This is a genomic window from Streptomyces sp. NPDC001056 (genome assembly GCF_053598955.1).
The window spans coordinates 401,022-427,160 of sequence record NZ_JBSFLI010000002.1; the positions used below are offsets into that span (position 1 = coordinate 401,022).

The 26,139-nt window shown below is 70.0% G+C and carries 25 protein-coding genes and 1 pseudogene; 19 read left to right on the forward strand and 7 right to left on the reverse strand.

Annotation, left to right across the window (positions count from 1 at the left end):
• Window positions 1-13: 13 nt before the first annotated feature.
• The 14 genes from ACWDD7_RS04350 (at window position 14) to ACWDD7_RS04415 (ending at window position 15,795) form a co-directional block, all read left to right on the forward strand.
• Entirely contained in the window at window positions 14-514 is a 501-nt protein-coding gene (locus ACWDD7_RS04350; RefSeq protein ID WP_392213790.1) for a flavin reductase family protein, read from the forward strand.
• A 361-nt stretch (window positions 515-875) separates the two neighbouring features.
• Complete coding sequence (locus ACWDD7_RS04355; protein WP_450456280.1) at window positions 876-2,393, forward strand: ATP-binding protein; 1,518 nt, start codon at window positions 876-878, stop codon at window positions 2,391-2,393.
• Window positions 2,393-2,815, forward strand: coding sequence for a roadblock/LC7 domain-containing protein (locus ACWDD7_RS04360; RefSeq protein WP_285552599.1), 423 nt, complete (start codon window positions 2,393-2,395; stop codon window positions 2,813-2,815). The genes ACWDD7_RS04355 and ACWDD7_RS04360 overlap by 1 nt, the downstream gene beginning before the upstream one ends.
• Complete coding sequence (locus ACWDD7_RS04365) at window positions 2,812-3,171, forward strand: DUF742 domain-containing protein (RefSeq protein WP_285552597.1); 360 nt, start codon at window positions 2,812-2,814, stop codon at window positions 3,169-3,171. Before ACWDD7_RS04360 ends, ACWDD7_RS04365 begins: the two co-directional genes overlap by 4 nt.
• Complete coding sequence (locus tag ACWDD7_RS04370) at window positions 3,146-3,811, forward strand: GTP-binding protein (protein WP_351869397.1); 666 nt, start codon at window positions 3,146-3,148, stop codon at window positions 3,809-3,811. Before ACWDD7_RS04365 ends, ACWDD7_RS04370 begins: the two co-directional genes overlap by 26 nt.
• Complete coding sequence (locus ACWDD7_RS04375) at window positions 3,808-5,076, forward strand: cytochrome P450 family protein (RefSeq protein ID WP_351869394.1); 1,269 nt, start codon at window positions 3,808-3,810, stop codon at window positions 5,074-5,076. The genes ACWDD7_RS04370 and ACWDD7_RS04375 overlap by 4 nt, the downstream gene beginning before the upstream one ends.
• 2 nt (window positions 5,077-5,078) lie before the next feature.
• On the forward strand, window positions 5,079-6,314 hold the full coding sequence (locus ACWDD7_RS04380) for a cytochrome P450 family protein (RefSeq protein WP_450456282.1): 1,236 nt from the start codon (window positions 5,079-5,081) through the stop codon (window positions 6,312-6,314).
• 147 nt (window positions 6,315-6,461) lie between these two features.
• Entirely contained in the window at window positions 6,462-6,950 is a 489-nt protein-coding gene (locus ACWDD7_RS04385; RefSeq protein WP_351869388.1) for a GNAT family N-acetyltransferase, read from the forward strand.
• Window positions 6,951-7,415: 465 nt separating this feature from the next.
• Window positions 7,416-9,116: a carbohydrate-binding module family 20 domain-containing protein gene (locus tag ACWDD7_RS04390; RefSeq protein WP_450456285.1), complete on the forward strand. Its 1,701-nt coding sequence runs from the start codon at window positions 7,416-7,418 to the stop codon at window positions 9,114-9,116.
• 494 nt (window positions 9,117-9,610) lie between these two features.
• Entirely contained in the window at window positions 9,611-10,903 is a 1,293-nt protein-coding gene (locus ACWDD7_RS04395) for an extracellular solute-binding protein (protein WP_351869382.1), read from the forward strand.
• 128 nt (window positions 10,904-11,031) lie between these two features.
• Complete coding sequence (locus tag ACWDD7_RS04400) at window positions 11,032-12,036, forward strand: carbohydrate ABC transporter permease (RefSeq protein ID WP_351869378.1); 1,005 nt, start codon at window positions 11,032-11,034, stop codon at window positions 12,034-12,036.
• Between the two features lie 12 nt (window positions 12,037-12,048).
• Window positions 12,049-12,966 (forward strand): sugar ABC transporter permease, encoded by a 918-nt coding sequence (locus ACWDD7_RS04405; RefSeq protein ID WP_450456288.1) that lies wholly within the window; start codon window positions 12,049-12,051, stop codon window positions 12,964-12,966.
• A gap of 83 nt (window positions 12,967-13,049) precedes the next feature.
• Window positions 13,050-14,714, forward strand: a complete 1,665-nt coding sequence (locus tag ACWDD7_RS04410; RefSeq protein WP_450456290.1) for a glycoside hydrolase family 13 protein — start codon at window positions 13,050-13,052, stop codon at window positions 14,712-14,714.
• Window positions 14,715-14,739: 25 nt separating this feature from the next.
• The gene (locus ACWDD7_RS04415) at window positions 14,740-15,795 is read left to right on the forward strand and encodes a LacI family DNA-binding transcriptional regulator (RefSeq protein ID WP_450456356.1); all 1,056 of its coding nucleotides are present in this window, start codon (window positions 14,740-14,742) and stop codon (window positions 15,793-15,795) included.
• 824 nt (window positions 15,796-16,619) lie between these two features.
• On the opposite strand, the gene ACWDD7_RS04420 is transcribed toward ACWDD7_RS04415, so the two are convergent.
• Window positions 16,620-17,672: a fatty acid desaturase family protein gene (locus ACWDD7_RS04420; protein WP_450456291.1), complete on the reverse strand. Its 1,053-nt coding sequence runs from the start codon at window positions 17,670-17,672 to the stop codon at window positions 16,620-16,622.
• 248 nt (window positions 17,673-17,920) lie between these two features.
• Here ACWDD7_RS04420 and ACWDD7_RS04425 point away from each other — a divergent pair, with 248 nt between their 5' ends.
• The 4 genes from ACWDD7_RS04425 to ACWDD7_RS04440 all read left to right on the forward strand — a co-directional run bounded on the left by ACWDD7_RS04425 (window position 17,921) and on the right by ACWDD7_RS04440 (window position 20,928).
• Window positions 17,921-18,898, forward strand: coding sequence for a magnesium transporter CorA family protein (locus ACWDD7_RS04425; protein ID WP_450456293.1), 978 nt, complete (start codon window positions 17,921-17,923; stop codon window positions 18,896-18,898).
• 189 nt (window positions 18,899-19,087) lie between these two features.
• On the forward strand, window positions 19,088-19,624 hold the full coding sequence (locus ACWDD7_RS04430) for a DUF5994 family protein (RefSeq protein WP_450456295.1): 537 nt from the start codon (window positions 19,088-19,090) through the stop codon (window positions 19,622-19,624).
• Between the two features lie 261 nt (window positions 19,625-19,885).
• Window positions 19,886-20,158: a hypothetical protein gene (locus ACWDD7_RS04435; RefSeq protein ID WP_388767786.1), complete on the forward strand. Its 273-nt coding sequence runs from the start codon at window positions 19,886-19,888 to the stop codon at window positions 20,156-20,158.
• A 284-nt stretch (window positions 20,159-20,442) separates the two neighbouring features.
• A complete protein-coding gene (locus tag ACWDD7_RS04440; RefSeq protein WP_450456296.1) occupies window positions 20,443-20,928 on the forward strand; it encodes a DUF5994 family protein in 486 nt (161 codons plus the stop codon).
• Window positions 20,929-20,966: 38 nt separating this feature from the next.
• On the opposite strand, the gene ACWDD7_RS04445 is transcribed toward ACWDD7_RS04440, so the two are convergent.
• From ACWDD7_RS04445 to ACWDD7_RS04455, 3 genes are all read right to left on the reverse strand, one after another.
• On the reverse strand, window positions 20,967-22,235 hold the full coding sequence (locus tag ACWDD7_RS04445) for an ATP-binding protein (RefSeq protein WP_450456298.1): 1,269 nt from the start codon (window positions 22,233-22,235) through the stop codon (window positions 20,967-20,969).
• A 119-nt stretch (window positions 22,236-22,354) separates the two neighbouring features.
• Window positions 22,355-23,218 (reverse strand): slipin family protein, encoded by an 864-nt coding sequence (locus ACWDD7_RS04450; protein WP_385167944.1) that lies wholly within the window; start codon window positions 23,216-23,218, stop codon window positions 22,355-22,357.
• Between the two features lie 123 nt (window positions 23,219-23,341).
• A complete protein-coding gene (locus ACWDD7_RS04455; RefSeq protein WP_450456300.1) occupies window positions 23,342-24,034 on the reverse strand; it encodes a DUF5994 family protein in 693 nt (230 codons plus the stop codon).
• A 230-nt stretch (window positions 24,035-24,264) separates the two neighbouring features.
• On the opposite strand from ACWDD7_RS04455, the pseudogene ACWDD7_RS04460 reads away from it, so the two are divergent.
• Window positions 24,265-24,408: pseudogene (locus tag ACWDD7_RS04460) on the forward strand (DUF5994 family protein); the annotation flags it as partial.
• Window positions 24,409-24,529: 121 nt separating this feature from the next.
• Here ACWDD7_RS04460 and ACWDD7_RS04465 read toward each other — a convergent pair.
• The 3 genes from ACWDD7_RS04465 to ACWDD7_RS04475 form a co-directional block, all read right to left on the reverse strand.
• Window positions 24,530-24,685, reverse strand: coding sequence for a DUF6131 family protein (locus ACWDD7_RS04465; RefSeq protein WP_099054839.1), 156 nt, complete (start codon window positions 24,683-24,685; stop codon window positions 24,530-24,532).
• An 85-nt stretch (window positions 24,686-24,770) separates the two neighbouring features.
• Window positions 24,771-25,376 carry an alkaline shock response membrane anchor protein AmaP gene (locus tag ACWDD7_RS04470; protein WP_450456302.1) on the reverse strand — a complete coding sequence of 202 codons (606 nt, stop codon included), beginning with the start codon at window positions 25,374-25,376 and terminating at the stop codon, window positions 24,771-24,773.
• Between the two features lie 29 nt (window positions 25,377-25,405).
• Complete coding sequence (locus tag ACWDD7_RS04475) at window positions 25,406-26,032, reverse strand: DUF6286 domain-containing protein (protein ID WP_450456304.1); 627 nt, start codon at window positions 26,030-26,032, stop codon at window positions 25,406-25,408.
• Between the last annotated feature and the right edge of the window lie 107 nt (window positions 26,033-26,139).

The window sequence follows — 26,139 nt, forward strand, 5'->3', positions numbered from 1 at the left end:
TGGTGAGATCCACATGTCCCTAGACAGCGAGCGGTTCCGCAAGATCTTCGGTTCCTTCCCGACGGCCGTCGCCATCGTCACCGCGCTGGACGAGCAGGGCCGGCCGCGCGGCTTCACCTGCAACGCGGTCTGCTCGGTCTCCGCCGCCACGCCGAGGCTGCTCGTCGGGGTCGGCAAGAGCTCCCAGACGTTCCCGGCGCTGGCGTCCTCCGGCGCCTTCGTGGTCAACTTCCTCGCCGACTCGGGCGAACAGGCGTCCCGCACCTTCGCCGACAAGGGGCCGGACAAGTTCGCGGGCCTCGTGTGGGAACCGTCCGCGCACGCCGCGGGCGCCCCGATCCTCACCGAGATCGCGCTCGCCTACGCCGAGTGCCGCACCGTGCAGACCGTGGACGCCGGGGACCACTGGCTGCTCATCGCCGACGTCCACGGGGGAGAGGCGTACGACCGGGAGCCGCTGCTGTACTGCCGGGGCGCGTACAGCACGTGGCCGGCCACGGCGGGCAGCCGCTGACCGGCGGATGTGACGCGGACGCGAGGAGGCCCGGCGATCCGCCGGGCCTCTTCGGCAGGGGCGGGCACACCCGTGCCCGGTTCGTGGTTTTCGCGCCACCCGACCCCCTTGGGAGGGAAGCCGCCACTTCTGTACGGGATTCGAAAATGCCTGTAGGTGACACTCACCCGCAACTCCGGTCACAGAGCGGAGGTTGGTGAACCGTCAAATGGGCAATCGGCGTCCAAGTCGGGTCAAATACCAGATGCAATCGACAGCCAACAGTGTGTAGTTTGCCAACTGCTTCCACGGACGCCCCGTACGCAGACGCCCGGACGTCTCAGACGCCCAGACGTATCCGAGATCCCCGAGGTCCCCATCCATGATCGAGATACCGGAGCTGGCCTTCGGCGGCCTGGCTGCCGGGACGGTGTCGGCCCTAGCTCTGGGCGGCGGCCTCTGGCGCTCCAGACGTGAACGCGCCCGGCTACGGCAGGAGATGACCGGTCTGCGCCACCAGGCCGAGCAGTCCGCCCGCGCCGGTGCCGAGGAGGCCGACCGCGTCCGGCAGGCGTTCATCGCCGAGTTGGAGCACCTCGTCACCCGGCGCATGCCGGCCGAGGCGTCCCGCATCGCACACCCGCACGTACCGGTGCCCGGCCCGGCCGGTCCCGAGGGCGCGGTGACGGAGCCGGTGCTGGAGGCCCTGCGCACCGCGATCCTCCAGGAGCGCAAGCGGGTCGACGCCGCCGCCCGCGCCGGCATGCGCGGCACCACCCGGGAGATCCAGGCCAGCCTCTACCGCCTCCAGGACATCCTGCACGGACTCCAGCAGCGGTACGACGACCCGGAGCTGGCGCAGGACCTCTACACCCTGGACCACGAGAACGAGCAGTCGCTGCGCCGCGCCCAGGTCGCCGCGGTGGTCTGCGGTGCGTGGGTCGGCCTGGCCCGCGAGGAGTCGCACCTCGTCGACGCCGTCACCGGCGGACAGGCCCGGCTGGCCGGCTACCGGCGGGTCAAGCTCCACAACCACCTCGAACCGGGCACCGCCCTGGTCTCGCACGCCGTGGAGCCCGTCGCGATCATCGCCGCCGAACTCCTCGACAACGCGCTGCGGCACTCCTCCCCGGACACCTCGGTCGTGGTCAACCTCGAAGCCGTCCACAACGGTGTCGCCGTGACCGTCGACGACGCGGGTGTCGGCATGGCGCCCGACGAACGGGCCGCCGCGCAGCGGGTGGTCGCGGGCACCGACCCGATCATGTTCTCCGACCTCGGCGACCCGCCCCGGATGGGCCTCGCGGCGATCGGCCAGCTCACCCGGCAGTTCGACCTGTCGGTGGACCTGTCCACGCCGTCGCCGTACGGGGGCGTGCGGGCGGTCCTGCTGGTCCAGAAGCATCTGCTGAGCCACATCGACCCGGCGCTGCGCCCCGCCGCCGCGAGTGCGTCCCCCTCCACCCGCACCGGGGAGGTGCCCAGGCCGGAACCGTGGGCCGAGCACGCCCACACGCCGGCCCCGGGGGTTTCCCTGCCGGGGACGGAACCGGTCCGCGCATCCCGGTCCGAGGCCACCGCGGGCGGATCGGCGGAACCGGACACCCGTCAGCCGGTGCCCGACCCCGAACCGCCGGCGGCCGGTCCCGACCAGCCGGCGCCCGACGTCGGTCGGCCGGCGGCCGGTCCCGATCAGCCGGTGGCGGCGGACGTCGACGACCTCCCTCGCCGCCGCCGCCGTCGGGTGTCGCCGGACCAGGCGGCGATGATCCGGCCGAGCGCGGCCAAGGCCGCCTCCCCCGCCCGCTCGCCCGAGGAGGCCGCCGCGGCCCTCGGCGCCCTGCAGTCGGCGACCGCCGCTGCCCGTGATGCAGCTCGATCCGAAGGGACCGCTCCCTGATGACCAACCGCGAGACCGGTGACACTGCGTGGGTTCTCGACCCGATCCTCGACGTCCCGCATGTGAAGGCCGCCGTCCTGCTCACCAGGGACGGACTGGTATCCGGCTTCTCGGAGGCGCTCACCCAGGCCTCGGCCGAGCGGGTCGCTGCGATCACCTCCACCGTCCAGGGCGCCTGCCGTACCGCCGCCGCCGCGTTCGCCGACATGCCGGCCGCCCAGCTCCGGCAGGTCGTGATCGAGTCCGACCACGGCTACATCCTGGTCGCCCCGACCGACCACGGCACCTGCGTCGCCGCCTACGGCGACCCGGAGGTCCGGCTCGACCTGCTCGGCCACCGCGTGCACTCCCAGGTCGCGCGGCTCGGCGAGAAGGCGATGGCCGCCGCACCCCGCGCGGCCGAGGGTGGCGCTTTGCTGTGAGGGGCCACCGGTCCGGCCGTCCGCTGGTACCCGCCTACCTCGCCACCTCGGGGGTCGCGCGGCCCAGCCGTAACAGCCTGGAGCGCCTGTCGGTGCTCACCTCTGCCGCCGGGCCGGTCCCCGGCGACCTGCCCGCGGCCCAGCAGGCGCTGCTGCAGTCGCTGGACGGCGGCTCCCTGACCGTCGTGGAGGCGGCGGCGCTGCTGCGGCTGCCGGTCTCCGCCGTCCGGGTCCTCGCCGCCGCCCTGATCGACCAGGGGCTGGTGACGGCACGCCCGCCCGTCCCGTCCGCCGCCCTGCCCGACCATGACCTGCTGAAGAGAGTCGCCGATGGCCTCCGCGCCCTCAAGCTCTGAACGTTCACCGGCCGAAGCCCGGCCCGACGGCTCCGGCGTCCGGGCCGGGGAGCTGCACCTTCCCGCCACCGCACGGGAGCTGGTGAAGATCGTCGTCGTCGGCCCGTTCGGCGTCGGCAAGACCACACTGATCGACTCGGTGTCCGAGATCCGCCCCCTGCACACCGAGGAACACCTCACCCAGGCCTCCACCGCCGTCGACGACCTCGACGGCGTGCGGGACAAGAAGACCACCACCGTCGCCATCGACTTCGGCCGGATCACCCTCGGTGAGGAGATCGTCCTCTACCTCTTCGGCACCCCGGGGCAGGAACGCTTCCGCGCGCTGTGGGCCGACATCGCCTACGGAGCGCTCGGCGCCCTCGTCCTCGTCGACAGCCGCCGCCTCGACGCCTCCTTCGACGTCCTCGGCCTGGTCGAGGAGTCGGGGCTGACGTACGCGGTCGCCGTCAACACCTTCCCGGACTCCCGCCGTTATCCCGAGGAACAGCTGCGGGAGTCCCTGGACCTGGCTCCGGACACCCCGTTGGTGGAGTGCGACGCCCGGGACACCCACTCCTCCGTCGACGCGCTGCTCGCCCTGGTGGAGCACCTGATCGACCTCAACGCCCGCGCGGTGGCCGGGGAGGTGCGCTCATGACGGCGTACCCCGCGCCCCCGGAGTCCTTCAACCGCTCCACCCCCGTGCGGCTGTGGGAGGACGGATTCGCCGTCGACCCGCGCCGCTACTACGACGCGCTGCGCGCCCAGGGCCCGGTCGGCTGGGCCGAACTCGCCCCGGGCGTACCGGCGTACGTGGTCACCGACCGCAGGGCCGCGCTCGACATGCTGCACGACGACGCGACCTGGTCCCGTGACCCGCGCCCCTGGCAGGCGACCGTCCCCGAGGACCTCCCGATCCTCGGCATGATGCGCTGGCGGCCCAACACCCTCTTCTCCGACGGCGAGGAGCACGTCCGCTACCGGACCGCCCTGCTCCAGGCCTTCGACCTGGTCGAGCCGCACGACCTGCGCGAGCGGGTGCTGCGGGCGGTGCACATCCTGGTCTCCCGGTTCGGCCCGCGCGGCGAGGCGGACCTGGTGAACGACTTCGCCCGCCCGTTGATGACGCTGATCTTCAACAGCATCTTCGGCTTCCCCGACGGCGAGGCCGACCGCCTCAACGACGCGCTCGGCGCGCTGATGGAGGGCGGTGAGGCGTCCGTCCAGGGCGAGGCCGAGTACGGCAGGTACGTGATGGACCTGATCGGCGCCAAGACGGCGAGACGCGGCGACGACCTCACGAGCCGGCTGCTCGACCACCCGCTGGGCCTGACCACCGAGGAGGTCACCTGGCAGGTCTTCCTCACCCTGGGCGCGGGCCACGAGCCGTCCACCAACCTGGTCAGCAACGCGCTCTCCCGCATCCTCGGCAACCCGGCGTACTACTCCACCCTCACCAGCGGTTCGCGAACCGTGCGGGACGCGGTGCTGGAGGTGCTCCGCTACGAGACCCCGCTCACCAACTACGGGGTGCTCTACGCCCGCAAGCCGGTCAGTTTCCACGGCGTGTGGGTGCAGGCCGCGGTGCCGGTCGTCGTCTCGTACGGGGCCCTCGCGCTGTTCGCGGACGAGGAGCACGGCGGTGCGCACCACCCGCGGGACGCCTCCCATCTGTCGTTCGGCGCGGGCCCGCACACCTGCCCGGTCAAGCACCAGGGGCTGCTGATCGCCACGGAGGCCATCGAGCGCCTCACCCAGTGGCTGCCCGACATGGAGCCCATGGTGGCCCGCGACCGGCTCACCTGGCGCCCGGGCCCGTTCCACCGCTCCCTCGTCGCCCTGCCGGTCCGGTTCACCCCCGTCACCCCCGACCGGCCCGCCGGGCTGCCGGCGGATTCCGCGTCCTTCCAGACTGGAGTGTGAGTATGACCACCACGCCCGCCCGCGTGCCCATCGATCCCTTCGGGTCCGACATCGTCGCGGAGAGCGCCCGGCTGCGCGCCCTGGGACCGGTCGTCCCCGTGGAACTGCCCGGCGGGATACCGGCCTGGGCACCCACCGGGTACGACGCCCTGCGGACCCTGATCCTCGACCCTCAGGTCAGCAAGGACCCGCGCAGGCACTGGCGGCTGTGGCCGGAGGTCGGCGAACACCCGGAGTGGGGCTGGGTGCTGGGCTGGATCGGCGTGGTCAACATGCTGTCCACCTACGGTGCCGACCACACCCGGCTGCGCCGCCTGGTCGCGCCCAGCTTCACCGCCCGGCGCACCGAGGTGTTGCGCGAGCGGGTCGAGGCCGTCGCGACGGAACTCCTCGACCGGATGGCCGAGGCGGGGGAGGACGGCGCCGTCGTCGACCTCAAGGAGGCGTTCGCCCTCCCGCTGCCGATGCAGATCATCTGCGAGCTGTTCGGGGTGCCCGACCATCTGCGCCAGGACGTGGCCGAGCTGGTCGCGGCGATCATGGACACCACCGACCAGAGCGCCGAGCACGCGGCCTTCGTGCAGCAGCAGATCGTCACGGTGATCCCCGCGCAGATCGCCTACCGCGCCGAGAACCCGGGCGACGACCTCACCACCGAGCTGATCCGGGTCCGCGACGACGAGGGCGACCGGCTCAGCACCGAGGAGCTGATGTTCACCCTCCTCCTGGTCATCGGCGCCGGCTTCGAGACGACGGTGAACCTGATCGCCAACGCGGTGGTCGAACTCCTGAACCACCCCGAGCAGCTGGCCGAGGTCCGTTCCGGGAAGCTGGACTGGGACCAGGTCATCGACGAGGTCCTGCGCGCCAGGCCCTCCATCGCCTCCCTGCCGCTCCGGTTCGCCGTCTCGGACGTCACGGTGGAGGGCGTCACCATCCCCGCGGGCGACGCGATCCTCACCACCTTCGGCGCGGCGGGCTCGGACCCGGCGCACTACGGGGAGACCGCCGAGGCCTTCGACGCCGCGCGCGCCGCCGACGACCACCTCTCCTTCGGTATCGGCGTCCACCGCTGCATCGGCGCCCCGCTGGCCCGCATGGAGGCCCGCACCGCCCTCGCCGCCCTCTTCGACCGCTTCCCCGGCCTGACCCCCGCCTTCACGGCCGACTCCCTCACACAGGTCCCGTCCTTCATCGCCTACGGCTGGCAGACGGTCCCGGTGCGACTGGGCGGCTGACGTACGGCTGACGCACGGCAGGCATCCGCCGGGGGTGCCACCTCTTCCAGCGCGAGGGGTGGCATCCCCGGCGCCGCGTCCCCCGGCACCGAGCGGAGCGGCCGACCCGCCGCACGAAGCCGCCCCCCGGTGCGACATACTCTCCCGATGAGTGCACGCACCTCCCCGGTCAGCCAGTCGATCACGATACGGAGGACCGTCGCGCGGGATGCCAAGCGGCTCACGCGGATCGTGCGCGGCTCAAGGGCCTACGCGGGCAAGTACGCGGCCGCGGTCGCGGGCTACCGGATCGGCCCCGACTACATCGAGGCCAACCGCGCCTTCGTGGCCGTCGGAGCCGAGGAGGACGGCGGCCGGGTCCTCGGGTTCTACTCGCTCGTCCTCGCCCCACCGGAGCTCGACCTGCTGTTCGTCGCCGACGAAGCGCAAGGACGGGGCATCGGACGACTGCTCGTCGCGCACATGCGCTCCGAGGCCCGTGCCGCCGGGCTCGACCGGGTCAAGGTCGTGTCGCACCTTCCCGCCGCGGAGTTCTACCACCGCGTCGGTGCGGTGCGGGTCGGGACCGCGCTCGCGAACCCGCCCGCCGTGCCGTGGGACCGTCCCGAATTCGAGTTCCGCATCCCCGCGGAATGACCGGTCGCCGTGGGATTGGCTCCCGGTCGGGCGGCGGATCGCCCAGCGGCTGGCCGAGCTGATCGCCCCTGTGTCCGACCTGGTCGTGGTGGGAGCCGTTGCTCGCAGCGTGACCGGTGACAGGACGCGAAGGGGATGGCCCTGACGTCCTGAAGATGTCGGCGTGGACACTCCGGCCCGTACGACCGGGCGCGTCGGGATGCGGCATGCGAACCCCGCGGCCGCGGGCCGGAGCTCGTTGAAGGTAACACCGCCGAAACGCTTGCGAAAGAGATTTCACAACTCCCCTCCGCCTCCTGCTGGGAGAACTACCTCTTCAACGCGAGGGGTTGACCCATCGTGAGCAGCGCCGTACGGTCTCGACCGAAATTTCTTGCAGCAAGAATCAACGAACGGCTGTCTCTGGCACGGCGCGTTGTCAATGAGCTGTTCTCCGGATCACCCCACTTCCGAACTGGAGACACCATGGCCAGAAGGACCGTGGCCGCTGCACTCGCCATGCTGGCGGGAGCCGCTGTGGCCGTCACGGCACCGACGCCGGCGCAGGCAAGCGCGCCCGGCGGCAAGGACGTCACCGCGGTGATGTTCGAGTGGAACTTCGCGTCCGTCGCGAAGGCGTGCACGGACGAACTGGGCCCCGACGGGTACGGGTACGTCCAGGTCTCCCCGCCCAACGAACACATCCAGGGCAGCTCCTGGTGGACCGCCTACCAGCCCGTCAGCTACAAGATCGGCACCAAGCTGGGTGACCGCTCGGCCTTCAAGAGCATGGTGGACACCTGTCACGCGGCGGGCGTGAAGGTGGTCGCCGACACCGTGATCAACCACATGGCGAACGCCTCCGGCACGGGTACCGCCGGCTCGTCCTTCAGCAAGTACGACTACCCCGGCACGTACTCCGCGGCGGACATGGACGACTGCACCACGACCATCACCGACTACACGGACCGCTGGCAGGTCCAGCACTGCGAGATGGGCGGCCTGCCCGACCTCGACACGGGGGAGGAGTACGTCCGCGCGACCATCGCGGGCTACATGAACGACCTTCTCTCCCTCGGCGTCGACGGCTTCCGCATCGACGCCGCCAAGCACATCGCCGAGGACGACCTGGCCAACATCAAGTCCCGGCTCACCGACCCGAACGTCTACTGGAAGCAGGAGACCATCGGGGCCGCGGGTGAGGCGGTCCAGCCGTCCGAGTACTACAACACCGGTGACGTCCAGGAGTTCCACTACGCCTACGACCTCAAGCGGGTCTTCAACAGCGAGAAGCTCGCGGAGCTGAAGAACTTCGGCGAGGCCTGGGGCTACGTCTCCAGCGACAAGGCGTCCGTCTTCGTCACCAATCACGACACCGAGCGCAACGGAGGCACCCTCACCTACAAGGACGGCGCCAACTACACCCTCGCGCACGTCTTCATGCTGGCCTGGCCCTATGGCTCACCCGACGTGCACTCCGGCTACGAGTTCACCGACAACAACGCGGGCGGACCCGACAACGGCCAGGTGAACGCCTGTTACACCGACGGCTGGAAGTGCCAGCACGCCTGGCGCGAGATCGCGAGCATGGTCAAGTTCCGCAACACGGCCGCCGGCGCGGCGGTGACCGACTGGTGGGACGACGGCAACAACGCGATCGCCTTCGGCCGTGGTGACAAGGCGTACGTCGTCATCAACCACGAGGGGTCCACGCTGACCCGCACCTTCCAGACCTCCCTGCCGGCCGGCAGCTACTGCGACGTGCAGAGCGGCAAGGGCGTCACGGTCGACTCAAGCGGGCAGTTCACCGCGACGCTGGGAGCCAACTCGGCCCTCGCCCTGCACGTGGGGGCGATGAACTGCGACGCCACCTCCCCGGGCGACCCGGCTCCGGCCACCGGGGCCTCGTTCAGCGTCAACGCCACGACGCAGTGGGGCGAGAACATCTACGTCGTCGGCGACAACCCCGCCCTGGGCGGTTGGAACACCTCCGACGCCCTCAAGCTGGACCCGGCGAGCTACCCCGTGTGGAAGCTCGATGTGTCCCTGCCCGCAGGGACGTCGTTCGCGTACAAGTACATCCGCAAGGACGCCTCGGGCAACGTCACCTGGGAGAGCGGTGACAACCGTACGGCCACCGTTCCCTCCAGCGGCGAGGTCACGCTGAACGACACCTGGCGCAACTGACCTCCGTCCCCGACGACCGCCGAAGAAGGACCGCCCGGCCCGCACCCCCGGTGCCGGGCGGTCCCGCGCCCTGCCGAACGGCGGAGCGGTCGACTTGCAGCAACATTTTTGAAAGTACCGGCAAGATACTCCAGTTCGTCCGTCGGTGACATCCGGAACGCAGAGGATGTGCCGACCCGGACTGCTGCCCGCTTTCCGTGTGAGAGCCCCGTCCGCCGCGTCCCGCGGGGACGGGATCGGTCGATCTCCGATGTGCTTCGCTACCTCAAGTCACGTGCAGATGGGACCACTTGACCCCTCGGTATTACATCACGACACGCACAGGTAACGAGAACGTCACGCTCACGGGGTTGGGCGCAAAACTTCTTGCAATCTCTTACGCAAGAGATTTCAGTCTTGTTATGTTCAGCTCGCGCCCGGCGGCCGTCGGTTGGGACAGACGGCACCCCGGCCCTCTCAAGGGATGAACCGGGCATCCACCTCAAGGAGTTCCTATGCGACGTGGCGTATCGATCGCCGCCGTTGTCACCGCGGTCGTCCTCACCGCCTCGGCCTGCGGCGGCTCGTCGAGCAGCGATTCGTCGGGCAAACCGAAGGACCCCAAGGACATCTCCGGGACGATCACCTACTGGGACACCTCGGACGCCGCGACCGAAGCCCCTACGTACAAGGCCCTGGTCAAGCAGTTCGAGGCCAAGTACCCGAAGATCAAGGTCAACTACCAGAACGTCCCGTTCACCGATGTCGAGCAGAAGTTCAAGTCGGCCGCCAAGAGCGGCAAGGGCGCACCCGATGTCGTACGCACCGACGTGGGACTGATGGCCGAGTACGCCGAGCTGGGCTACATCGCCCCGCTCGACGGCACCCCGGCGCTGAAGGACACCGGTGACTTCAACCCCGTCCCGATGAACACGGCCAGGTACAAGGGCAAGACCTACGGCGTTCCGTCGGTCACCGACACACTGGGCCTGCTGTACAACAAGAAGCTCCTGAAGCAGGCCGGCATCGCCAAGGCGCCGACCACGTGGGACGAGTTCATCGCCGACTCGAAGACCATCAAGCAGAAGACCGGGGCCTTCGGTACCTACCTCAACCCCGATTCGTACTTCCTGCTCCCGCTGCTCTACAGCAACGGCGCGGACCTCGCGGACCCCGCGGCCAAGAAGATCACCATCAGCGGCCCCGCCGCCGTCCAGGCGCTCACCACGGCGAAGAAGATCAACGACGAGGCGTCGATGAAGGTCGACTTCGCCAACGCCTACCAGAACATGCAGACCGCCTTCAAGAACGGCAAGGTCGCCATGCTGATCCAGGGGCCCTGGTCGGTCAGCGACGACCTGACCGGCACCGCGTTCAAGGGTGACGAGGGGAACCTCGGCTTCGCGCCCGTGCCGGCCGGTGCCGGAGGCAAGGCCCAGTCCCCGACCGGTGGTCACGACCTCACGGTCTACCAGGGCTCCACGAACCTGCCGGCCAGCTACCTGTTCACGCAGTTCATGACGTCCACCCAGAGCCAGATCGCGATCGCCAAGGGCACCGGCACGCTGCCGACCCGCAAGTCGGCCTACACCAGTGAGGTCACCGCGGACGCCAAGATCGCCGGCTTCAAGCCGGTCCTGGAGCAGACGGCGCGAGCGCGTGTGGCCCTCCCGCAGGTCGGGTCCCTCTTCACCCCCCTCGCGCAGAACTACGTGAAGATCCTTCAGGGCGACGAGTCGGTCAAGGCCGGTCTGGATGCCACCGCCAAGCAGTTCCAGCAGCTCCTGCCCGGCTACTCCCTCGGCTGACCCGCGGCACAGCTCAGCCCGAAGGTAACCCCAGGACACGCAGCCCCGGGGGCCGATTTCCCCGCTGCCGCCCCGACCGGGGCTCCCCGGGGCTGCGGCACCACCCGACTTCGTCAGCGAAAGAGCCGATGAGTATGACGACCGCAACGAGCACCGGAAAGACCGACGAGACGGCACGCGGCCACGAGACGCCACGCCGCGCACGTGGTACGGCACTCCGGCGTGCGTGGGACAAGTACTGGTACGCGTGGGCCATGGTGGCCCCCGTCGCCATCGTCATCACCCTGCTGGTCCTGTATCCGCTGGGATACGGCTTCTACCAGTCGCTGACCAATGCCAACGAGTCGAACGTGGCCACGACCATCGGTGCCTTCCACCGCCCCGCCACGTACGACTTCGTCGGTCTCCACAACTACTGGTACATCCTGTCGGGCGCGGACGGCGACTTCTATCCGCGCCTGTGGTGGACGATCGTGTGGACGGTCTCCTGCGTCGTCCTCCAGGTCGGCCTCGGCATGGCGCTCGCGATCCTCCTCAACCGGAAGATGCGCCTGCGCGGCTTCTACCGCGCGATGCTGGTCCTGCCCTGGGCCGTACCCTCCTTCATCGGCGTCTTCGCCTGGCGCCTGGTGCTCAACTCCCAGTACGGCGTCCTCAACGACCTCCTCCAGGCGGTCGGCCTGCCCGCGCAGAACTGGCTCGGCACCCCCCTCGCCCAGAAGATCGCCGTCATCATGGTGAACGTCTGGATCGGCATCCCCTTCAACATGGTGGCCCTCCTCGGCGGACTCCAGTCCATCCCCAAGGAGCTCTACGAGGCCGCCGAGATGGACGGCGCGTCGCCCCGGCAGAGATTCACCAACGTGACGCTGCCCGGACTGCGACCGGTGTCGAACACCGTGGTCCTGCTGGGCTGCATCTGGACGTTCAACATGTTCAACGTCATCTATCTGCTCCTGGGCAACAACACGACCGGCGACACCGACATCCTCGTCACCTTCGCCTTCCACAAGGCGTTCAACGGCATCTCGGACTACGCGGGAGCAGCCACCTACGGCATCATCATCCTCGCTCTCCTGCTGGCCTTCTCGACCTTCTACCGCCGCAACACCCTGAAGTCCGAGCAGGCGTAAGGAGCCCATGCCATGACCGCAGCAACGCACGAGACCGCCGCAGCTCCGAGCGGCACCCCACGACTTCCCGTCCCGGACACCTCCCGGCCCCGCAGGGTCCGCGGCCGGGACGAGCGCAGCCCCGGGGCCTCCATCGCCCTGCACGCCACGATGGCCACGGCCACCTTGGTCGCGGCCTTCCCCGTGGTGTGGATCCTGTTCATCTCGCTGGGCCCGAAGAACGCCTGGCAGCAGCCGAGCGAGGTGCTGAAGAACCTCAGCCTCCACAACTACCACGACGTGCTGGCCCACTCGGACCTGTTGCGGTGGTTCCTGAACACCGTCATCGTGGCCGCCGGCACGACGGCGCTCGGCGTCTTCCTCGCGGCGACCGCCGGGTATGCCGTGTCCCGGATGAGCTTCCCGGGAAGCCGGCAGCTGATGTGGACCTTCCTGGTCACCCAGATGTTCCCCAGCATCGTGCTGATCGTGCCGCTGTACCTGCTGATGTCCGAACTGCATCTGCTCGACAACTACCTCGGGCTCATCCTGGCCTACGCGACCACGGCGGTGCCGTTCTGCGCCTGGATGATGAAGGGCTATTTCGACACCATTCCCAAGGAGATCGACGAGGCCGGCAGGGTGGACGGCCTCACCCCCTTCGGCACCTTCTGGCGGTTGATCGTGCCCCTGGCCAAGCCGGGACTCGCGGTGACAGCCTTCTACAGCTTCCTCACCGCCTGGGGCGAGGTCGCCTACGCGACGCAGTTCATGCAGTCCGACCACTACACACTCGCCGTCGGCATCCGCACCTTCGCCCAGGACCAGCGGCCCGACTGGGCATGGACCTCGGCCACCGCGATCATCATCACCATCCCGGCCGCCCTCGTGTTCATGCTGGTGCAGCGCAGTCTCGTCTCCGGACTGACGGCCGGCGGCACCAAGTCATGACCGGCGGGACACCGGCCGGAGACCGGCCCCTGTCCACCGGGCGAGCGTTCTCGTCGTACCCCTCGCACTCCTCAAGGGAATCCATGACCCAGCATGTCACCGGCACCGTTCCGACCGAATCCTCCCTCGCGGCCTCGGGGCACCGGGAGTGGTGGCGCGACGCGGTCATCTACCAGGTGTATCCGCGCAGCTTCGCCGACAGCGACGGTGACGGAATCGGCGACCTGCCCGGCATCCGCGCACGCCTTCCCTACCTGAAGAAGCTCGGTGTCGACGCGGTCTGGCTCTCGCCGTTCTACGCCTCTCCGCAGGCGGACGGGGGCTACGACGTCGCCGACTACCGGGCCGTGGACCCGATGTTCGGCACCCTCACCGACGCCGACGACCTGATCCGTGACGCCCACACGCTGGGCCTCAGGATCATCGTCGACCTCGTGCCCAACCACTGCTCCGACCAGCACGAGTGGTTCAAACAGGCACTGCGCGAGGGCCCCGGCTCACCTCTGCGGGGCCGCTTCCACTTCCGTCCGGGCAAAGGCGCCGACGGCGAACTGCCGCCGAACGACTGGGAGTCCATCTTCGGCGGCCCCGCCTGGACACGGGTGACCGAACCGGACGGCACCCCCGGCGAGTGGTACCTGCACCTTTTCGCGCCCGAACAGCCCGACTTCAACTGGGACCATCCGGCCGTCCACGACGAGTTCCGCTCCATACTGCGTTTCTGGCTCGACATGGGCGTCGACGGCTTCCGCGTGGACGTCGCCCACGGCCTGGTCAAGGCGGCCGGGCTGCCGGACGTCGGCCACGACGAGCAGGTCAAGCTCCTCGGGACGCGGGCCGTGCCGTACTTCGACCAGGATGGCGTCCACGACGTCTACCGCAGTTGGCGGCGCATCCTCGACGAGTACCCGGGCGAACGGATAGCCGTCGCCGAGGCATGGACACCGACCGTGGAGCGCAGCGCCCTGTACCTGCGTCCGGACGAGCTGCACCAGGCCTTCAACTTCGACTACCTGGGCACTGGTTGGAACGCGACAGAGTTGCGTGATGTCGTCGACCGCTCGCTGCGCGCCATGAACGCGGTGCACGCGCCGACGACCTGGGTGCTGTCCAACCACGACGTGGTACGCCACTCCACGCGTCTCGCGGAGGGAGACCCGGCGCGTGGTCTGCGCCGGGCACGCGCCGCCACCCTGCTGATGCTCGCGCTGCCGGGCTCGGCCTACCTCTACCAGGGCGAGGAACTCGGTCTGCCCGAGGTCGTCGACCTCCCCGACGAGGTCCGTCAGGACCCCGCCTTCTTCCGCAGCACGGGCCAGGACGGCACCCGCGACGGTTGCAGGGTGCCCATCCCGTGGTCCGGACAGGCGCCGCCCTTCGGTTTCGGCATCGCCGAGAGCGGGCCCAGCTGGCTGCCGCAACCGACGGACTGGGGCCACCTGACCGTCCAGGCCCAGGAAGGCGATGCGGCCTCCACCCTTGAGTTCTACCGAAGCGCGCTCGCCATCCGCCGGGAGCACCCGGCCCTGGGCGCGGGCCGGCGGATCACCTGGCTGGACAGCCCGGACGGGACGCTGGCCTTCCGCCGCGACAGCGAAAGCGGCTCCTTCGTCTGCACGGTCAACCTCACCCGAACCTCCGTCACGCTGGCTACCCCGGGCACACTGCTGCTGGCGACCGCCGACGTGGAACCGGGCACCGAGACGACGGAACTGCCGGGGGACTGCGCCGTCTGGTGGTCCGTCTGACATGCGTCCGGTGCAGTTACTTCCCGTGACCATCCGGCTCGCCGACATCGCCGTGCAGGCAGGGGTGAGCGAGGCGACGGTCAGCCGTGTGCTCAACGGGAAGCCCAGCGTCGCTGCCGGGACCCGCCAGTCCGTTCTGGCCGCCCTGGACGTGCTGGGTTACGAGCGCCCGCTGCGACTGCGGCAGCGCAGCGAGGGCTTGGTCGGTCTCATCACCCCGGAACTGGAGAACCCCATTTTCCCCGCGCTCGCCCAGGTCATCGGGCAGGCACTGACCCGGCAGGGCTACACCCCGGTGCTGGCCACCCAGACCCCCGGTGGGTCCACGGAGGACGAGCTGACGGAGATGCTGGTCGACCGGGCGGTGGCGGGCATCATCTACGTCTCCGGACTGCACGCGGACACCACCGCCGACATGGCGCGGTACGGGCGCCTGCGCAGCCAGGGCGTGCCGTTCGTCCTCGTGGACGGCTTCTCGCCGAAGGTGCAGGCCCCGTTCATCTCGCCCGACGACCGCGCGGCGATGGCTCTGGCGGTCGCCCACCTGGTGTCGCTGGGCCACACCGGCATCGGCCTCGCCCTGGGCCCCCGGCGTTTCGTCCCGGTGCAGCGCAAGATCGAGGGTTTCGTACGGGCCATGAAGGATCAGCTCAGCATGTCCGCGGGCGCCGTCGAGACGCAGCTGATCCAGCACTCGCTCTACAGCCTGGAAGGGGGGCAGGCCGCCGCGGCGGCGCTTCTCGCGCGGGGCTGCACCGCGGTGGTCTGCGCCAGCGACATGATGGCGCTGGGAGCGATCAGGGCGGCCCGGGAGCGGGGCCTCAGGGTCCCCCGGGACTTCTCCGTCGTCGGTTTCGACGACTCGCCTCTCGTCGCGTTCACCGATCCGCCGCTGACCACGATCCGCAAGCCGGTGCCCGCGATGGGCCAAGCCGCGGTGCGCACGCTGCTGGAGGAGATCGGCGGGACGCCGGCGCCGCACAGTGAATTCGTCTTCATGCCGGAGCTGGTGGTTCGCGGGTCCACGGCGTCGGCCCCCAGGAGGCGTCACAAGCCGACCGAGCCGGACCGCGTGAGCTGAGGGCGTACCCCGAAGGGGGGCTGGAACTTCTCCGGGACCGGCCTGAACCGGGCGCGGTCCGCCCGCTGCCCGCCGGTGACCACCACGGGCGGCGGGCGGCAGGGCGGGTCACGCCGAGAGGGGGCGAGCACCGCCGGGTTCCCCCGGCCGTGTGAGATCTCGTGACACGTGAGAGGGTCTGGTGCGTGAGTGAGACACAACCGAACACCCTGCAATACCGCTTCGACGGACCCGAAGACGCCCCCGTCCTGATCCTGGCTCCCTCACTGGGCACGACCTGGCACAGGTCGTAACGATCGTCCATGGGTGTCCAGCCGCTCCGGGGCGCGCACAAAATTGCAGGTCAGGTCCCTATGGTTCGCGGGTGTCCGCTCAGTTCGTGACAGCGATGTGAGAGAGGGCGAAGCAGTGAAGCCCTTCCGGGAACCATCCCCCGACGGGGCTTCTGCTCGGAGCCATGAGACGAAGCCCCGCCGGAGCGCTCCGGCGGGGCTTCGCCGTGATCTCGACTGTGCTTGCGCGCATGACCGCGTTCGGCTCCGCACACAGTGCGCGCTCCCGCGATGCTCGCGGGACGCTGGATTTGCGATTGCGCCCATCTGGGAGGGGAGCCGTAAGACGACGCAGCCGCGCCGGGAAGCCGACGGGGCTGTTCCAGCCGCTGGGTCTCACCGGATCACTCCAGCCGGGCACCGGGACAAGGCGCTGGAGTACGGCACGGGCATCTGGATGCGTTACAGCTGCCGACTCATGCAAGCGGTTCGACGGGATTGCCTCCTGGTTCAGACAGGGCGGTGAGATCATCTACCGTCGGCGCCGGTGCGTCATGCTCGGGCGCTGCTGATACGGGCTCGCCGCAGTGGCGCTCCTGCTCGGTGGAGACTGGCGAGCGCTTGCCGGTAGGAGGCGATCAGTCCGGTTTCCAGATAGTCGACTCCCAAGTCCTGGCAGTAGCAGCGGACGATGGGCCGGGCCCTGCGCAGGTGCGGGCTGGGCATGCTGGGGAACAGGTGGTGTTCGATCTGGTGGTTCAGGCCGCCCAGGGCGAGGTCGGTGAACCAGCTGCCGCGTACGTTGCGTGCGGTGAGGACCTGGCGGCGCAGGAAGTCGGGGCGGTCCTTGCCGGTCAGGATCGGCATGCCCTTGTGGTTGGGGGCGAACAGACAACCGAGGTACAGGCCGAACAGGCACTGGTGGACGGCCAGGAACGCGATCGCCATGCCGGGTGGGAGGACGAGGAACACTGCGGTCAGGTAGGCGGCGGTGTGCCCGTAGAGCAGCGTGCCGTCCAGGGCGCGGTTCTTCAGGGTGCGGTTGCCCAGTGCTCGCGCGCTGGAGACATGAAGGTTGACCCCTTCGAGCAGGAGCAGGGGAAAGAAGAGGAACGCCTGCCGACGGCCGATGATCCTCGGCAGTCCGGTCGCGGCGCGGGCCTGGTCCTGGGACCACACCAGCAGGTCCGGGGCGATGTCGGGGTCGAGGTCCTCGTGGTTGGGGTTGGCGTGGTGGCGGGTGTGTTTGTCCTGCCACCATCCGTAACCCATCCCGATCGCGGCCCCGGCGACGCGGCCGGCCGTCTCGCTGGGCCGGCGCCGGCGGAAGACCTGGCGGTGCGCGACGTCGTGGGCGAGCAGAGCCACCTGCCCGAACATCACGGCGAGGAACGCGGCGAGCGCCAGGGTCCACCACCCGGCGCCGATGACGACGAACGCGCTCCAGCCCCCGGCGTAGGCGACGGCCACGACGATGGACCGGACGGTGTAGTAGCCGGGGCACCGGTTCATCAGGCCGGCCTCGGCGATCTTCTTCGACAGGCGGGCGAAATCACTGCCACCTGCGGGGGGAGGCGGGCGACGGCGCGGGGTATGCGTGGTCATGGTCTCGGAGTGTCCTTCCCGGCTGACGTGCCGCATCCGGTCGTGCGGTGTAGGCCGGATGCGACGCGGCAGCCGGGTACCCACATCCCTGCCTTCGGACCGGCACCCGATGCTCGTCGGTCGGAGCTCCGGATGTCGCGGGCTTTGACGTAAGGCCCCCACGGAGGGTGGCTGCTGTCGATGAACCTGCCGCGCTGGCAATCGGGGCGAAGCGGCATGACAGGGGTATAAGACACTAGCCTCGGGCCATGGTGACGCGTACCCGGCTGTATCGCGACGGCACTCTGGTCCTGGAGGGTTTTCCCGCCAGTGACGTCTCTGCGCATCTCGCTGATCCGGCGTCGGTCCTGTGGCTGGACCTGCACCGGCCCGGAGCCGCTGAACTCACCATGCTCGGTCAGGAGTTCGGCATCCACGAACTGGCTCTGGAGGATGCCGCTCACCATGGACAGCGGCCGAAACTCGACCGCTATCGCACCCACGAGTTCCTCAGCGCCTACGCCGTGACCGTCAGCCCGGACGGTGCGCAACTGACGTACAGCGAGATCGCCGTATTCCTCACCAGCCAGGCCATGATCACCGTCCGCAAGGACGACGGCCTCGACATCGAGGACGTCGTCGCCCGCTGGGACGAGAGCCCGGACCTGGCCGGCCACGGCGTCGGATTCCTGCTGCACGGTCTGCTCGACCATCTCGTGGACGGACATTTCGCCGCGGTCCAGCAGTTGGACGACAGCATCGAGGACCTGGAGGGTCTGCTCTTCGCGGCCGGGCGCCGTGAGATCGAAGCCGTGCAGCGCCGGGTTTTCGCACTGCGTAAGTCGCTCGTCCAGCTGCGCCGCGTCGTGCTCCCGATGCGTGAGGTGGTCAACACCCTCATGCGCCCCGGCCTGCACCTGATCAACGATCCTCTCGCCCCGTACTACCAGGACGTCTACGACCACGTGCTGCGTGCCACCGAGTGGACGGAATCACTGCGGGACCTGGTGGCCTCGGTCATGGAGACGAACCTCTCGGTCCAGGCCAACCGCATGAACCTGATCATGAAGAAGGTGACGAGCTGGGCCGCGATCATCGCCGTACCCACCGCGATCACCGGCTACTACGGCCAGAACCTCCCCTATCCCGGTTTCGGCCGCGAGTCGGGATTCGTCACCTCCGCCGCCGTCATCGTGCTCCTGTCCGCATTGCTGTATCTGACGTTCAAGCGCAAGGACTGGCTCTGACCGGCATCGGCACCGGCGACCAGGTCCCGAAGGCAGGAAACTGCCTGGTCATCCCGGGCTTTTCGGACCGGTGAGCGGAGTAGTGTGAAGACACCGGGAGTTCTTCGCGCACCGGCTCCGCTGCGGGTGCCGTTCCCGGTGATCGACAGCGCCGGGCCGCACCCACGAGCCCGGGGGCAGGTTCGCGCCATGGCCGTGACCATTGACCGTACGACATCGAGCAGATGTGCGCCGCCGCAGCCGGCCCGGCTGTCCCTGACGCCCGCGCCGGGCGGGCTGGACGGTATGTGGTGGCCTCGCTCCCGTGCCTTCACCCGTGAGCTGCCGTCGTTGACGGCCGCATTGGGTGATCTCTGGGGTCGTATCACGAGTGTCACCGTGCACCCGGCCTACTGGCCCGTCCTGCCGCATTGGGTGTCCTACGCCGGGCGCACCGTGCAGGTGGGCTGGTCCACCGAGGAGCAGGATCCCCACCGACTCACTCTTTTCTCCGCTGACGGCCGCCGGGACGTGCTGGTGATTCCGCCGGAAACCGGTGCGGATGCCGCCGCGCAGTTGATGGTCGGCGACGGCGTCGATGCCTCGGCCCGGGAGCAAGCAGCAGACAGGATCGATGCACGAAACAGGGAAGAAGCCTGGGAGGACGACGGCGGAGCAGGTCGACCGTCGTCCCGGCCCCGGCCCATCGGCTCGGCAGGGCCTTCGCCCGCCGGTCGACGGAGGTGAGATCCCATGCTCGTCATCGCCGTGGCCGTGCTGCTCGTCCTGATCGCCGTCGGAGTCGTTCTGATCCACCAGCTCAATGGTCAGCACGCCGAACGGATCACTGCCTTCCACTACAGCGATGTTCTGCCGGGGATCGGGCGTCGGCCCCGGAGACACCGTCGGTCGGCGGTGGACGCGACCGTTCCGACGCGCCCCACCGCGACGGCGACCGCGGATGACATCGACTTCGGCCCGACCGTGGGCGGTAGAGGAAGGCGCGTCATGGCGATGTTGCGAGACCGAAAGACGTACCGCGAGAGGATCATGCAGGCTCTGTACCAAGCCGCCGAGGGCAATCGCCTCCTGGGCGTCGACGGGGCGAAGCTCCGCACCGACCTGGGTATCCCTGAGCAGGACATGGCCGCTGCCTGTATGTACCTGGCAGGTGAAGGCTGGGTCGTCGTGGACTGGGAGAGGGGCAACACGCCCGCGATGATCACGCTGACGCACCAGGGGATCCGGCAGATGGAGATGGAAGAGGAAGGGCGTGGCTGAGCCGCCGCGTCGGCTTCTCGGACCGAAGTGAACCCTCGCAAGGATTGCTTACGACGGATTAATCCCTTTGACGTAACCTGGAAAGCGGGTCGGCGCACGCTCACGTGCAATGACCCGGAAGGGCGGCTCCGGCGGGTATACGCCGGAGCCGTTGCCTGTTTTCGCAACCGCGCCCTGCGGCGAAGCGCTCGCGGGCGCGTCGTGCGGAGTACCGTGAGGTAGCAGGGTCGTATCGTGGTAGCACGCCCTGCGGTCGCACTGCTCTCTGCGGACGGGCGGACACCATGGCCGACTCAGACACCCCCGACCTCCCCAGGCTCCTGCCGGACGCCGTCCACCGGTCGGTGCACCCCGGGACGGCCCTGCTGCGGCTGGAGACGACACACGCACGCGAGGGAATCCTGGACGGCGCATGGTGGCCGCGGTCCCGGAACATCGGTGCGGAGCTGCCCTCGCTGATCTCCGCGTTGACCGAGCACCTCGGACCTGTCACCCGGGTCGGTCTGGACGGCAGCGCCTGGGACGAACTGCCGACCCGGGTGATGGTCGACGACCGGATCGTGCACATCGACTCCTTCCCGGTCGGTGACGACACCGTCCTCATCACCCGGGGCGACCGGGACCACTTCTCCCTGATGCTGGTCCCTCCGGACACGTCGCCCGACGCGGCACGCGCCGCGATGGCCAGGGCCGTACGGGCCGACAACGTCACCGAGGCCAGGCAGATCCTCATCGATACGGGCAGCGACACGCCACCTACGCCGGCCTGACACGTCCGTCGCAGATCGACTCTCCACCGGCCCGGACGCTAGATGCGGGCGAACTCCTCCGTCTGCTGGGCGAAGTCCTGGGCCATGGCGGCGCTGACCGTGGGCTTGGTGTCGCGGATCGTGTCCAGGTAGTCGTCGGTGGTGGGGGTGGTCCGGGTTCCCGTGTCGAAGGTGCGCTCGAACTGGGCCTGGGAGACGGTGCGCGCCGCATGGGCGATGTCGGCGGGGGTGAACCCCTCGCTGGCGGACGCGAGTGCCGTGCTGTCGGCCCGCGCGCCCGCTCGGGCCAGGTAGCTCTCCCACAGCGCGGTCCTGGCGGTGTGGTCGGGAGGGCCGATCGGCAGCACGTAGTCGAAGCGGCCGTGCCGCAGGAACGCGGAGTCGAGCGTGGTCACGTTGTTCGTGGCGCAGACGAGCAGCCGTCCGTCCTGGCTGCGGAACCGGACGATCGCCTTGAGCAGTTCGTTGACGACGCCGACAGCGGTCGCGTCCGCGCCGCCGCGTTCGCCGGCGATCTCCTCGACCTCGTCGATGAAGACGAGGACGTGGTCGAGCCGGGAGATCTCGTCGAAGCGTCGGTTCAGCCCGGTCGCCAGGCCGTACTCGGCGGCCAGACGGGCGGGGAACAGTTCGACGAAGGGCCATCCCAGGCGGCTGGCGATCGCGTGCGCGAACGTGCTCTTGCCGGTCCCGGGCGGGCCGAACAGCATCACCGCCCGTGGCAGTTCCACTCCGTGCTGGGCGGCCAGTTCGGGATGGGCCAGTGGCAGGACCAGGCGCCGCTCGATGAGCTGCTTCTCCCGTTGCATGCCCGCGACCTTCTGCCACAGCCCCCCTGGCGGCAGCTCCGCTCCGAGCGAGGACAGCGTGCCGGCCGACTGCGGGGTCACCGGTCCGCGTTTCTCGAAGAAGACCAGGCCGGGGTGGGCCGCGAAGTCGCAGTTGCGCAGGGCGGTGGCACCGGTCTCGCCCTCGGGCAGGGCGGCGTGCACCGCGCGGACGCCGACGGCGAAGAGCCGTTGCTCAAGGGCGGTGATCAGGGCACTGCCCAGCCCGCGCTGCCGCCAGCCGGGCGCCATGCAGATGCGCAGGATCCATGCCCGTTCGCCCTCCACCCTGCTCACCGCGGCGCCGATCAGCACGTCGCCGGCCGTGGCCACCACGGCCGGGTGGCGGGTCTGGAGGGCCGTCACGGCGTCCGAGAGTGGGAAGAGCGGCGGCTCCTCGGTCGTGCCGCTCTGCATGTCGACACGGATCACCGCTTCGAGATCGTCCTGGGTGTAGTCCCTGACCCGCCAACCCGTCATGAGCAGCTCCGCGTGTTCGGCCGTACCCCCATCATCAGCCGGTGCCCGGAGGACGCGCGCGACAGGCGACGGTCACGAATCCTCCCTGGTGCCACGGATCGCTCGGGCCGTAGTCGGCTTCACGCCGCGGTGCCGGGCGCGCTGCCTGCCGGGCTGAGGGACGTGTCGGTGCGGCCGGTGCCGGCCGGTGGCGCTGCCGCGGCGGGTGCGGCGGCCGCGGTTTCCCGGGCGAGGAAGGAGCCGAGCTCGCCGATCGTGCTCATGAGGGGGGCCGGGAAGACGACGGTGGTGTTCTGGTCGACACCGATCTCCACCAGGCTCTGGAGATTGCGCAGTTGAAGCGCCAGGGGGTGGGCCATCATGGTGTCCGAGGCGTCGCCGAGCGCGGCTGCGGCCAGGGACTCGCCCTCCGCGTTGATGATCTTCGCTCGCTTCTCCCGCTCGGCCTCGGCCTGGCGGGCCATGGCGCGCTTCATGGTGTCGGGCAGCTGGATGTCCTTGAGCTCGACCAGCGTGACCTGCACACCCCAGTCGACGGTGGTGACGTCGAGGATCTGGCGGATGTCCAGGTTGATACGGTCCGTCTCCGACAGCGTCTCGTCGAGCGTGTGCCGGCCGACGACCTTCCGCAGGGTGGTCTGGGCGATCTGGTTGATCGCCGCGTTGACGTTCTCCACGGCGACGACCGACTTCACGGCGTCGACGACCCGGAAGTAGGCGACCGCCGACACGTCCACGCTCACGTTGTCCCGGGTGATGATGCCCTGGGACTGGATCGGCATGGTGACGACCCGCAGCGACACCCGGTGCAGGGTGTCGACGAACGGGATGATGAACCGCAGTCCCGGGGAGCGTGTTCCGACGAGTCGGCCGAAGCGGAACAGCACTCCCTTCTCGTACTGCTTGACGACCTTCACGGACAGGGCGAGGGCCAGGACGGCCAGAAGGCCGATCACGACGATGAGAACGATCAGGGCTTGCATGTACTGCTCCTCGGGACGAGGACCACGGGGGCGGGGATCCGCCGGTCGAGACCCCTGCATGTGCCTGCGCCGGTTCGCGAGGCAGGGCCGAAACCCGGGAAGGCACCGGCCGGGGCGGCCGTCTCACATGCCGATGACCAGGCGACTGGCGCGATCCGTCCCTGCCGGAACGGCCGCTGAGGCGGGGCCGTCCTCCCCGTACTTCCCTGCCTCGTCGGGTTCGAGTGGCCGGTCGGCGGCGGAGACGGCGTGCCGGGTCTCGTCCGCGGCCATGAGAGCGCTTGCGGTCAGCGGTGGGCCGGCGTAGTCGGACGCGGCCGCCATCAGGCGGGCCGCCGACTTCGTCTCGGTCTCGGGTGGGATGACCAGCAGGTCCCAGCGGCCGGTGCCGTAGGAGAGCAGCAGCAGCTTGTGCGGGTCGATCTCCGGGGTGAACCATCCGACCTTGACGACATGACCGCCCACGGGGATCTCGTGCGGGATGACCGGCCAGTACTTCGGGTTGACGGCGATGCGGGTGATGCGGCCCCACAGAGGGTCCAGCACATCGGTCAGTGCGGGCAGCTCGCTCAGCAGGTCCCGGGAGCGGGGCCACCAGGCACCGTCCAGGAGGCCGCGCGACGGGCCGTCGGTCTTCAGCGCGAGACGCGCGGCCGGGGCTGCGGCGGGCTCGTGGTGGGGCAGGAGTTGGTGCAAGGTCGCCGACATGATGCGGACCCGTCTCCGGGCCGCCTTGGCGGCGCCCCGGGTTTCGTCTCTCGCCGAGAACGACCCGGCGTGGAAGCCGGTGTGCGAAATGCCCTCGGTGCTGTCCACGGTACTCCGCACACGCCGGGGCGGTTGTGGAGGCGCCGCCGCGTTCCGTGAAGCGGCTGTCGATACCGGCGGGAAGCGGGCTCAGGGCGCCGGGGGCACGTCGCGCGCCGGCTACCGGACCGGTCTCACGCCCGACGGCTCGCATGCCCTGGCCGGCACTCCAGAAGCGGCCCGGCCTCCGACTGCGGGTGTGAACGGAATGGTCGCGGTCAACCGGCGCCCCTGCGGCCCTGATCGACGGTGCCTGGTGGCCCCGTTCACGCAACCTGACGGAGCAGCTCCCGGCGCTCGTCGAATGTCTCGACCGGCTGTGGGGGCGGATCACCCGGGCGCCCCGCGTCCGAGCCGCGGCGGCTGACCGGCACCGGCGGCGGCCTCAGGCGGATCGACCTCTCCGCCGTCGTCGTCCGCCGCCGCGGCCGTCTGGGAGGGGTCCGCGACGTCTGCCGGCCTGCCCGCAGCCTGGATCACTGCCCTGCAGGGCAACGATCCCGACTACCAGTAGTGGCGTCGGCCGGCGACGGCGTGTCCCATCGCGCCGAGGATCCACAGGATGGCTCCGACGACCAGCAGGATGATCCCGATGGTCCACAGGATGGACAGGCCCGTGAGGAAGCCGACGACGAGCAGAATGACGCCCAGGATGATCATGATCTCTCCTTCGGGGAGTGGTGCCGGCGCGCCCGCGAACTGCTATGGGCCGCAAGGGCGTCGGCGGGAACGGCCGATCCGCTCCTTACTCCACGCGGTGTGGTCCGTGGCGGCTGACCTCCAGGCGGACCTCGGCGGGCATGTCGGTGAGGCCGGTGGACCGACGCGCGGTGCCGATCGGGCCTTCGCACAGGGCACCGAGAGTGGCGCCGGGCGTGCCCTCGGGGGTGAGGGTGAGCTTGATGCGGGTGCGGTGGCGGCCCGGTCGGCCGGTGATGAGTACGGCCGCATGGTCTACCCCTGGCAGGGCACCGGCCTCGTTCGCGATCGCTTCGCTGAGTGCGCGGTCGCGCAGTTCGACGCCCTCCTGCGGGGGTGTGCCGCCGACGGGTAGTGAGCCGGGGCGGTGTCGGCTCAGCTGGGCGAGCAGCCACCACAGGGCGAGCAGGGCGGTGAGGACGAGGGCGGCGATGACCGCGGGCCACCACCACCCTTGGCTGCTCCAGCGGGCCCGGTCGGCCGAGCCGAGCAGGACGTCGTCCGGGGCGGTCAGGGGCCAGCCGGCGGGCGGGACCAGATCGTGCCGCCGGTAGAGGTCGAGCCCGGCGAAGAGGATCAGCAGTCCGCCGCCGAGCAGGACCAGTCCGGCGAGGGCCAGCAGGCTGCGGTTGAGCGCGGGTCGCGGCGTCATGGTGTGGGCTCCGGTGCTGCGGGTTTCGGTCAGTCGGTGCGTCGCCGCAGGCGTGCGACGATGCGGGGAGGACGGGCGAGGGCCAGCCGGTCGCGTTCCTCGTCGAGGGCGGCGGTGAGGTCGTCCTTCACCTGTCGGGGGTCTCGGAAGCGGACGTCCGCGCGGGCTTTGATGCGGTGGCGGCCCACCAGGACGTGCGCCGCGCCGACTCCGGGGACCCGCATGGCGGCGTCGCGCAGCAGGACGGCGGCGCTGTTGCGGTCCACGAAGGCCCGCAATCGCGGGCAGCCGGCGGGTGAGCGCAGGGGCAGCCAGCGTCGCTGACCGGGGGTGAGGGCCAGGACGATCAGCCAGACGCCGACGGCGGCGGCCACGGCGGCTCCCGTGAGCATCCACACGTCGTCCACGGGGCGGGTGGCCAGTTCGTCGGCCAGATGCCGTCGCCAGGCCGCCGCCGGGCGTCCCACTCGTACGGCGATGACATCGACCAGCGCCGCGACCGCCGCCACGAGGATCACCGAGGCGACCAGCGCGGCCGGGATGCGGCGCGCGGACCACGGCCTGCGGGTTCGGTGCTCGCCGTCGCGCTCACCGGCCGTGAGGTCACGGCCGGACACGTCGCGTCCGGACGGATCGGGCTCCTTCGTCAGCGGCACCGCGGCACGGTGCGCGGACGGCGCGGAGCCGCGCCCGGGAGGACCGGGGTCGGGTGTCATCGCGCTCCCCCTTCCCGCGCGGCGTGCCCGGCGCCCCGTGTCGCGGG

Excerpts from the sequence above, each read along its gene's own strand:
- ACWDD7_RS04360 (WP_285552599.1), top strand. The coding sequence starts at position 2,393 with ATGACCAACCGCGAGACCGGTGACACTGCGTGGGTTCTCGACCCGATC.
- ACWDD7_RS04445 (WP_450456298.1), bottom strand. The coding sequence starts at position 22,235 with ATGACGGGTTGGCGGGTCAGGGACTACACCCAGGACGATCTCGAAGCG.
- ACWDD7_RS04435 (WP_388767786.1), top strand. The coding sequence starts at position 19,886 with ATGGCGATGTTGCGAGACCGAAAGACGTACCGCGAGAGGATCATGCAG.
- ACWDD7_RS04410 (WP_450456290.1), top strand. The coding sequence starts at position 13,050 with ATGACCCAGCATGTCACCGGCACCGTTCCGACCGAATCCTCCCTCGCG.
- ACWDD7_RS04450 (WP_385167944.1), bottom strand. The coding sequence starts at position 23,218 with ATGCAAGCCCTGATCGTTCTCATCGTCGTGATCGGCCTTCTGGCCGTC.
- ACWDD7_RS04440 (WP_450456296.1), top strand. The coding sequence starts at position 20,443 with ATGGCCGACTCAGACACCCCCGACCTCCCCAGGCTCCTGCCGGACGCC.
- ACWDD7_RS04400 (WP_351869378.1), top strand. The coding sequence starts at position 11,032 with ATGAGTATGACGACCGCAACGAGCACCGGAAAGACCGACGAGACGGCA.
- ACWDD7_RS04420 (WP_450456291.1), bottom strand. The coding sequence starts at position 17,672 with ATGACCACGCATACCCCGCGCCGTCGCCCGCCTCCCCCCGCAGGTGGC.
- ACWDD7_RS04350 (WP_392213790.1), top strand. The coding sequence starts at position 14 with ATGTCCCTAGACAGCGAGCGGTTCCGCAAGATCTTCGGTTCCTTCCCG.
- ACWDD7_RS04355 (WP_450456280.1), top strand. The coding sequence starts at position 876 with ATGATCGAGATACCGGAGCTGGCCTTCGGCGGCCTGGCTGCCGGGACG.
- ACWDD7_RS04430 (WP_450456295.1), top strand. The coding sequence starts at position 19,088 with ATGGCCGTGACCATTGACCGTACGACATCGAGCAGATGTGCGCCGCCG.
- ACWDD7_RS04405 (WP_450456288.1), top strand. The coding sequence starts at position 12,049 with ATGACCGCAGCAACGCACGAGACCGCCGCAGCTCCGAGCGGCACCCCA.
- ACWDD7_RS04370 (WP_351869397.1), top strand. The coding sequence starts at position 3,146 with ATGGCCTCCGCGCCCTCAAGCTCTGAACGTTCACCGGCCGAAGCCCGG.
- ACWDD7_RS04425 (WP_450456293.1), top strand. The coding sequence starts at position 17,921 with ATGGTGACGCGTACCCGGCTGTATCGCGACGGCACTCTGGTCCTGGAG.
- ACWDD7_RS04465 (WP_099054839.1), bottom strand. The coding sequence starts at position 24,685 with ATGATCATCCTGGGCGTCATTCTGCTCGTCGTCGGCTTCCTCACGGGC.
- ACWDD7_RS04390 (WP_450456285.1), top strand. The coding sequence starts at position 7,416 with ATGGCCAGAAGGACCGTGGCCGCTGCACTCGCCATGCTGGCGGGAGCC.
- ACWDD7_RS04385 (WP_351869388.1), top strand. The coding sequence starts at position 6,462 with ATGAGTGCACGCACCTCCCCGGTCAGCCAGTCGATCACGATACGGAGG.
- ACWDD7_RS04380 (WP_450456282.1), top strand. The coding sequence starts at position 5,079 with ATGACCACCACGCCCGCCCGCGTGCCCATCGATCCCTTCGGGTCCGAC.
- ACWDD7_RS04395 (WP_351869382.1), top strand. The coding sequence starts at position 9,611 with ATGCGACGTGGCGTATCGATCGCCGCCGTTGTCACCGCGGTCGTCCTC.
- ACWDD7_RS04470 (WP_450456302.1), bottom strand. The coding sequence starts at position 25,376 with ATGACGCCGCGACCCGCGCTCAACCGCAGCCTGCTGGCCCTCGCCGGA.
- ACWDD7_RS04375 (WP_351869394.1), top strand. The coding sequence starts at position 3,808 with ATGACGGCGTACCCCGCGCCCCCGGAGTCCTTCAACCGCTCCACCCCC.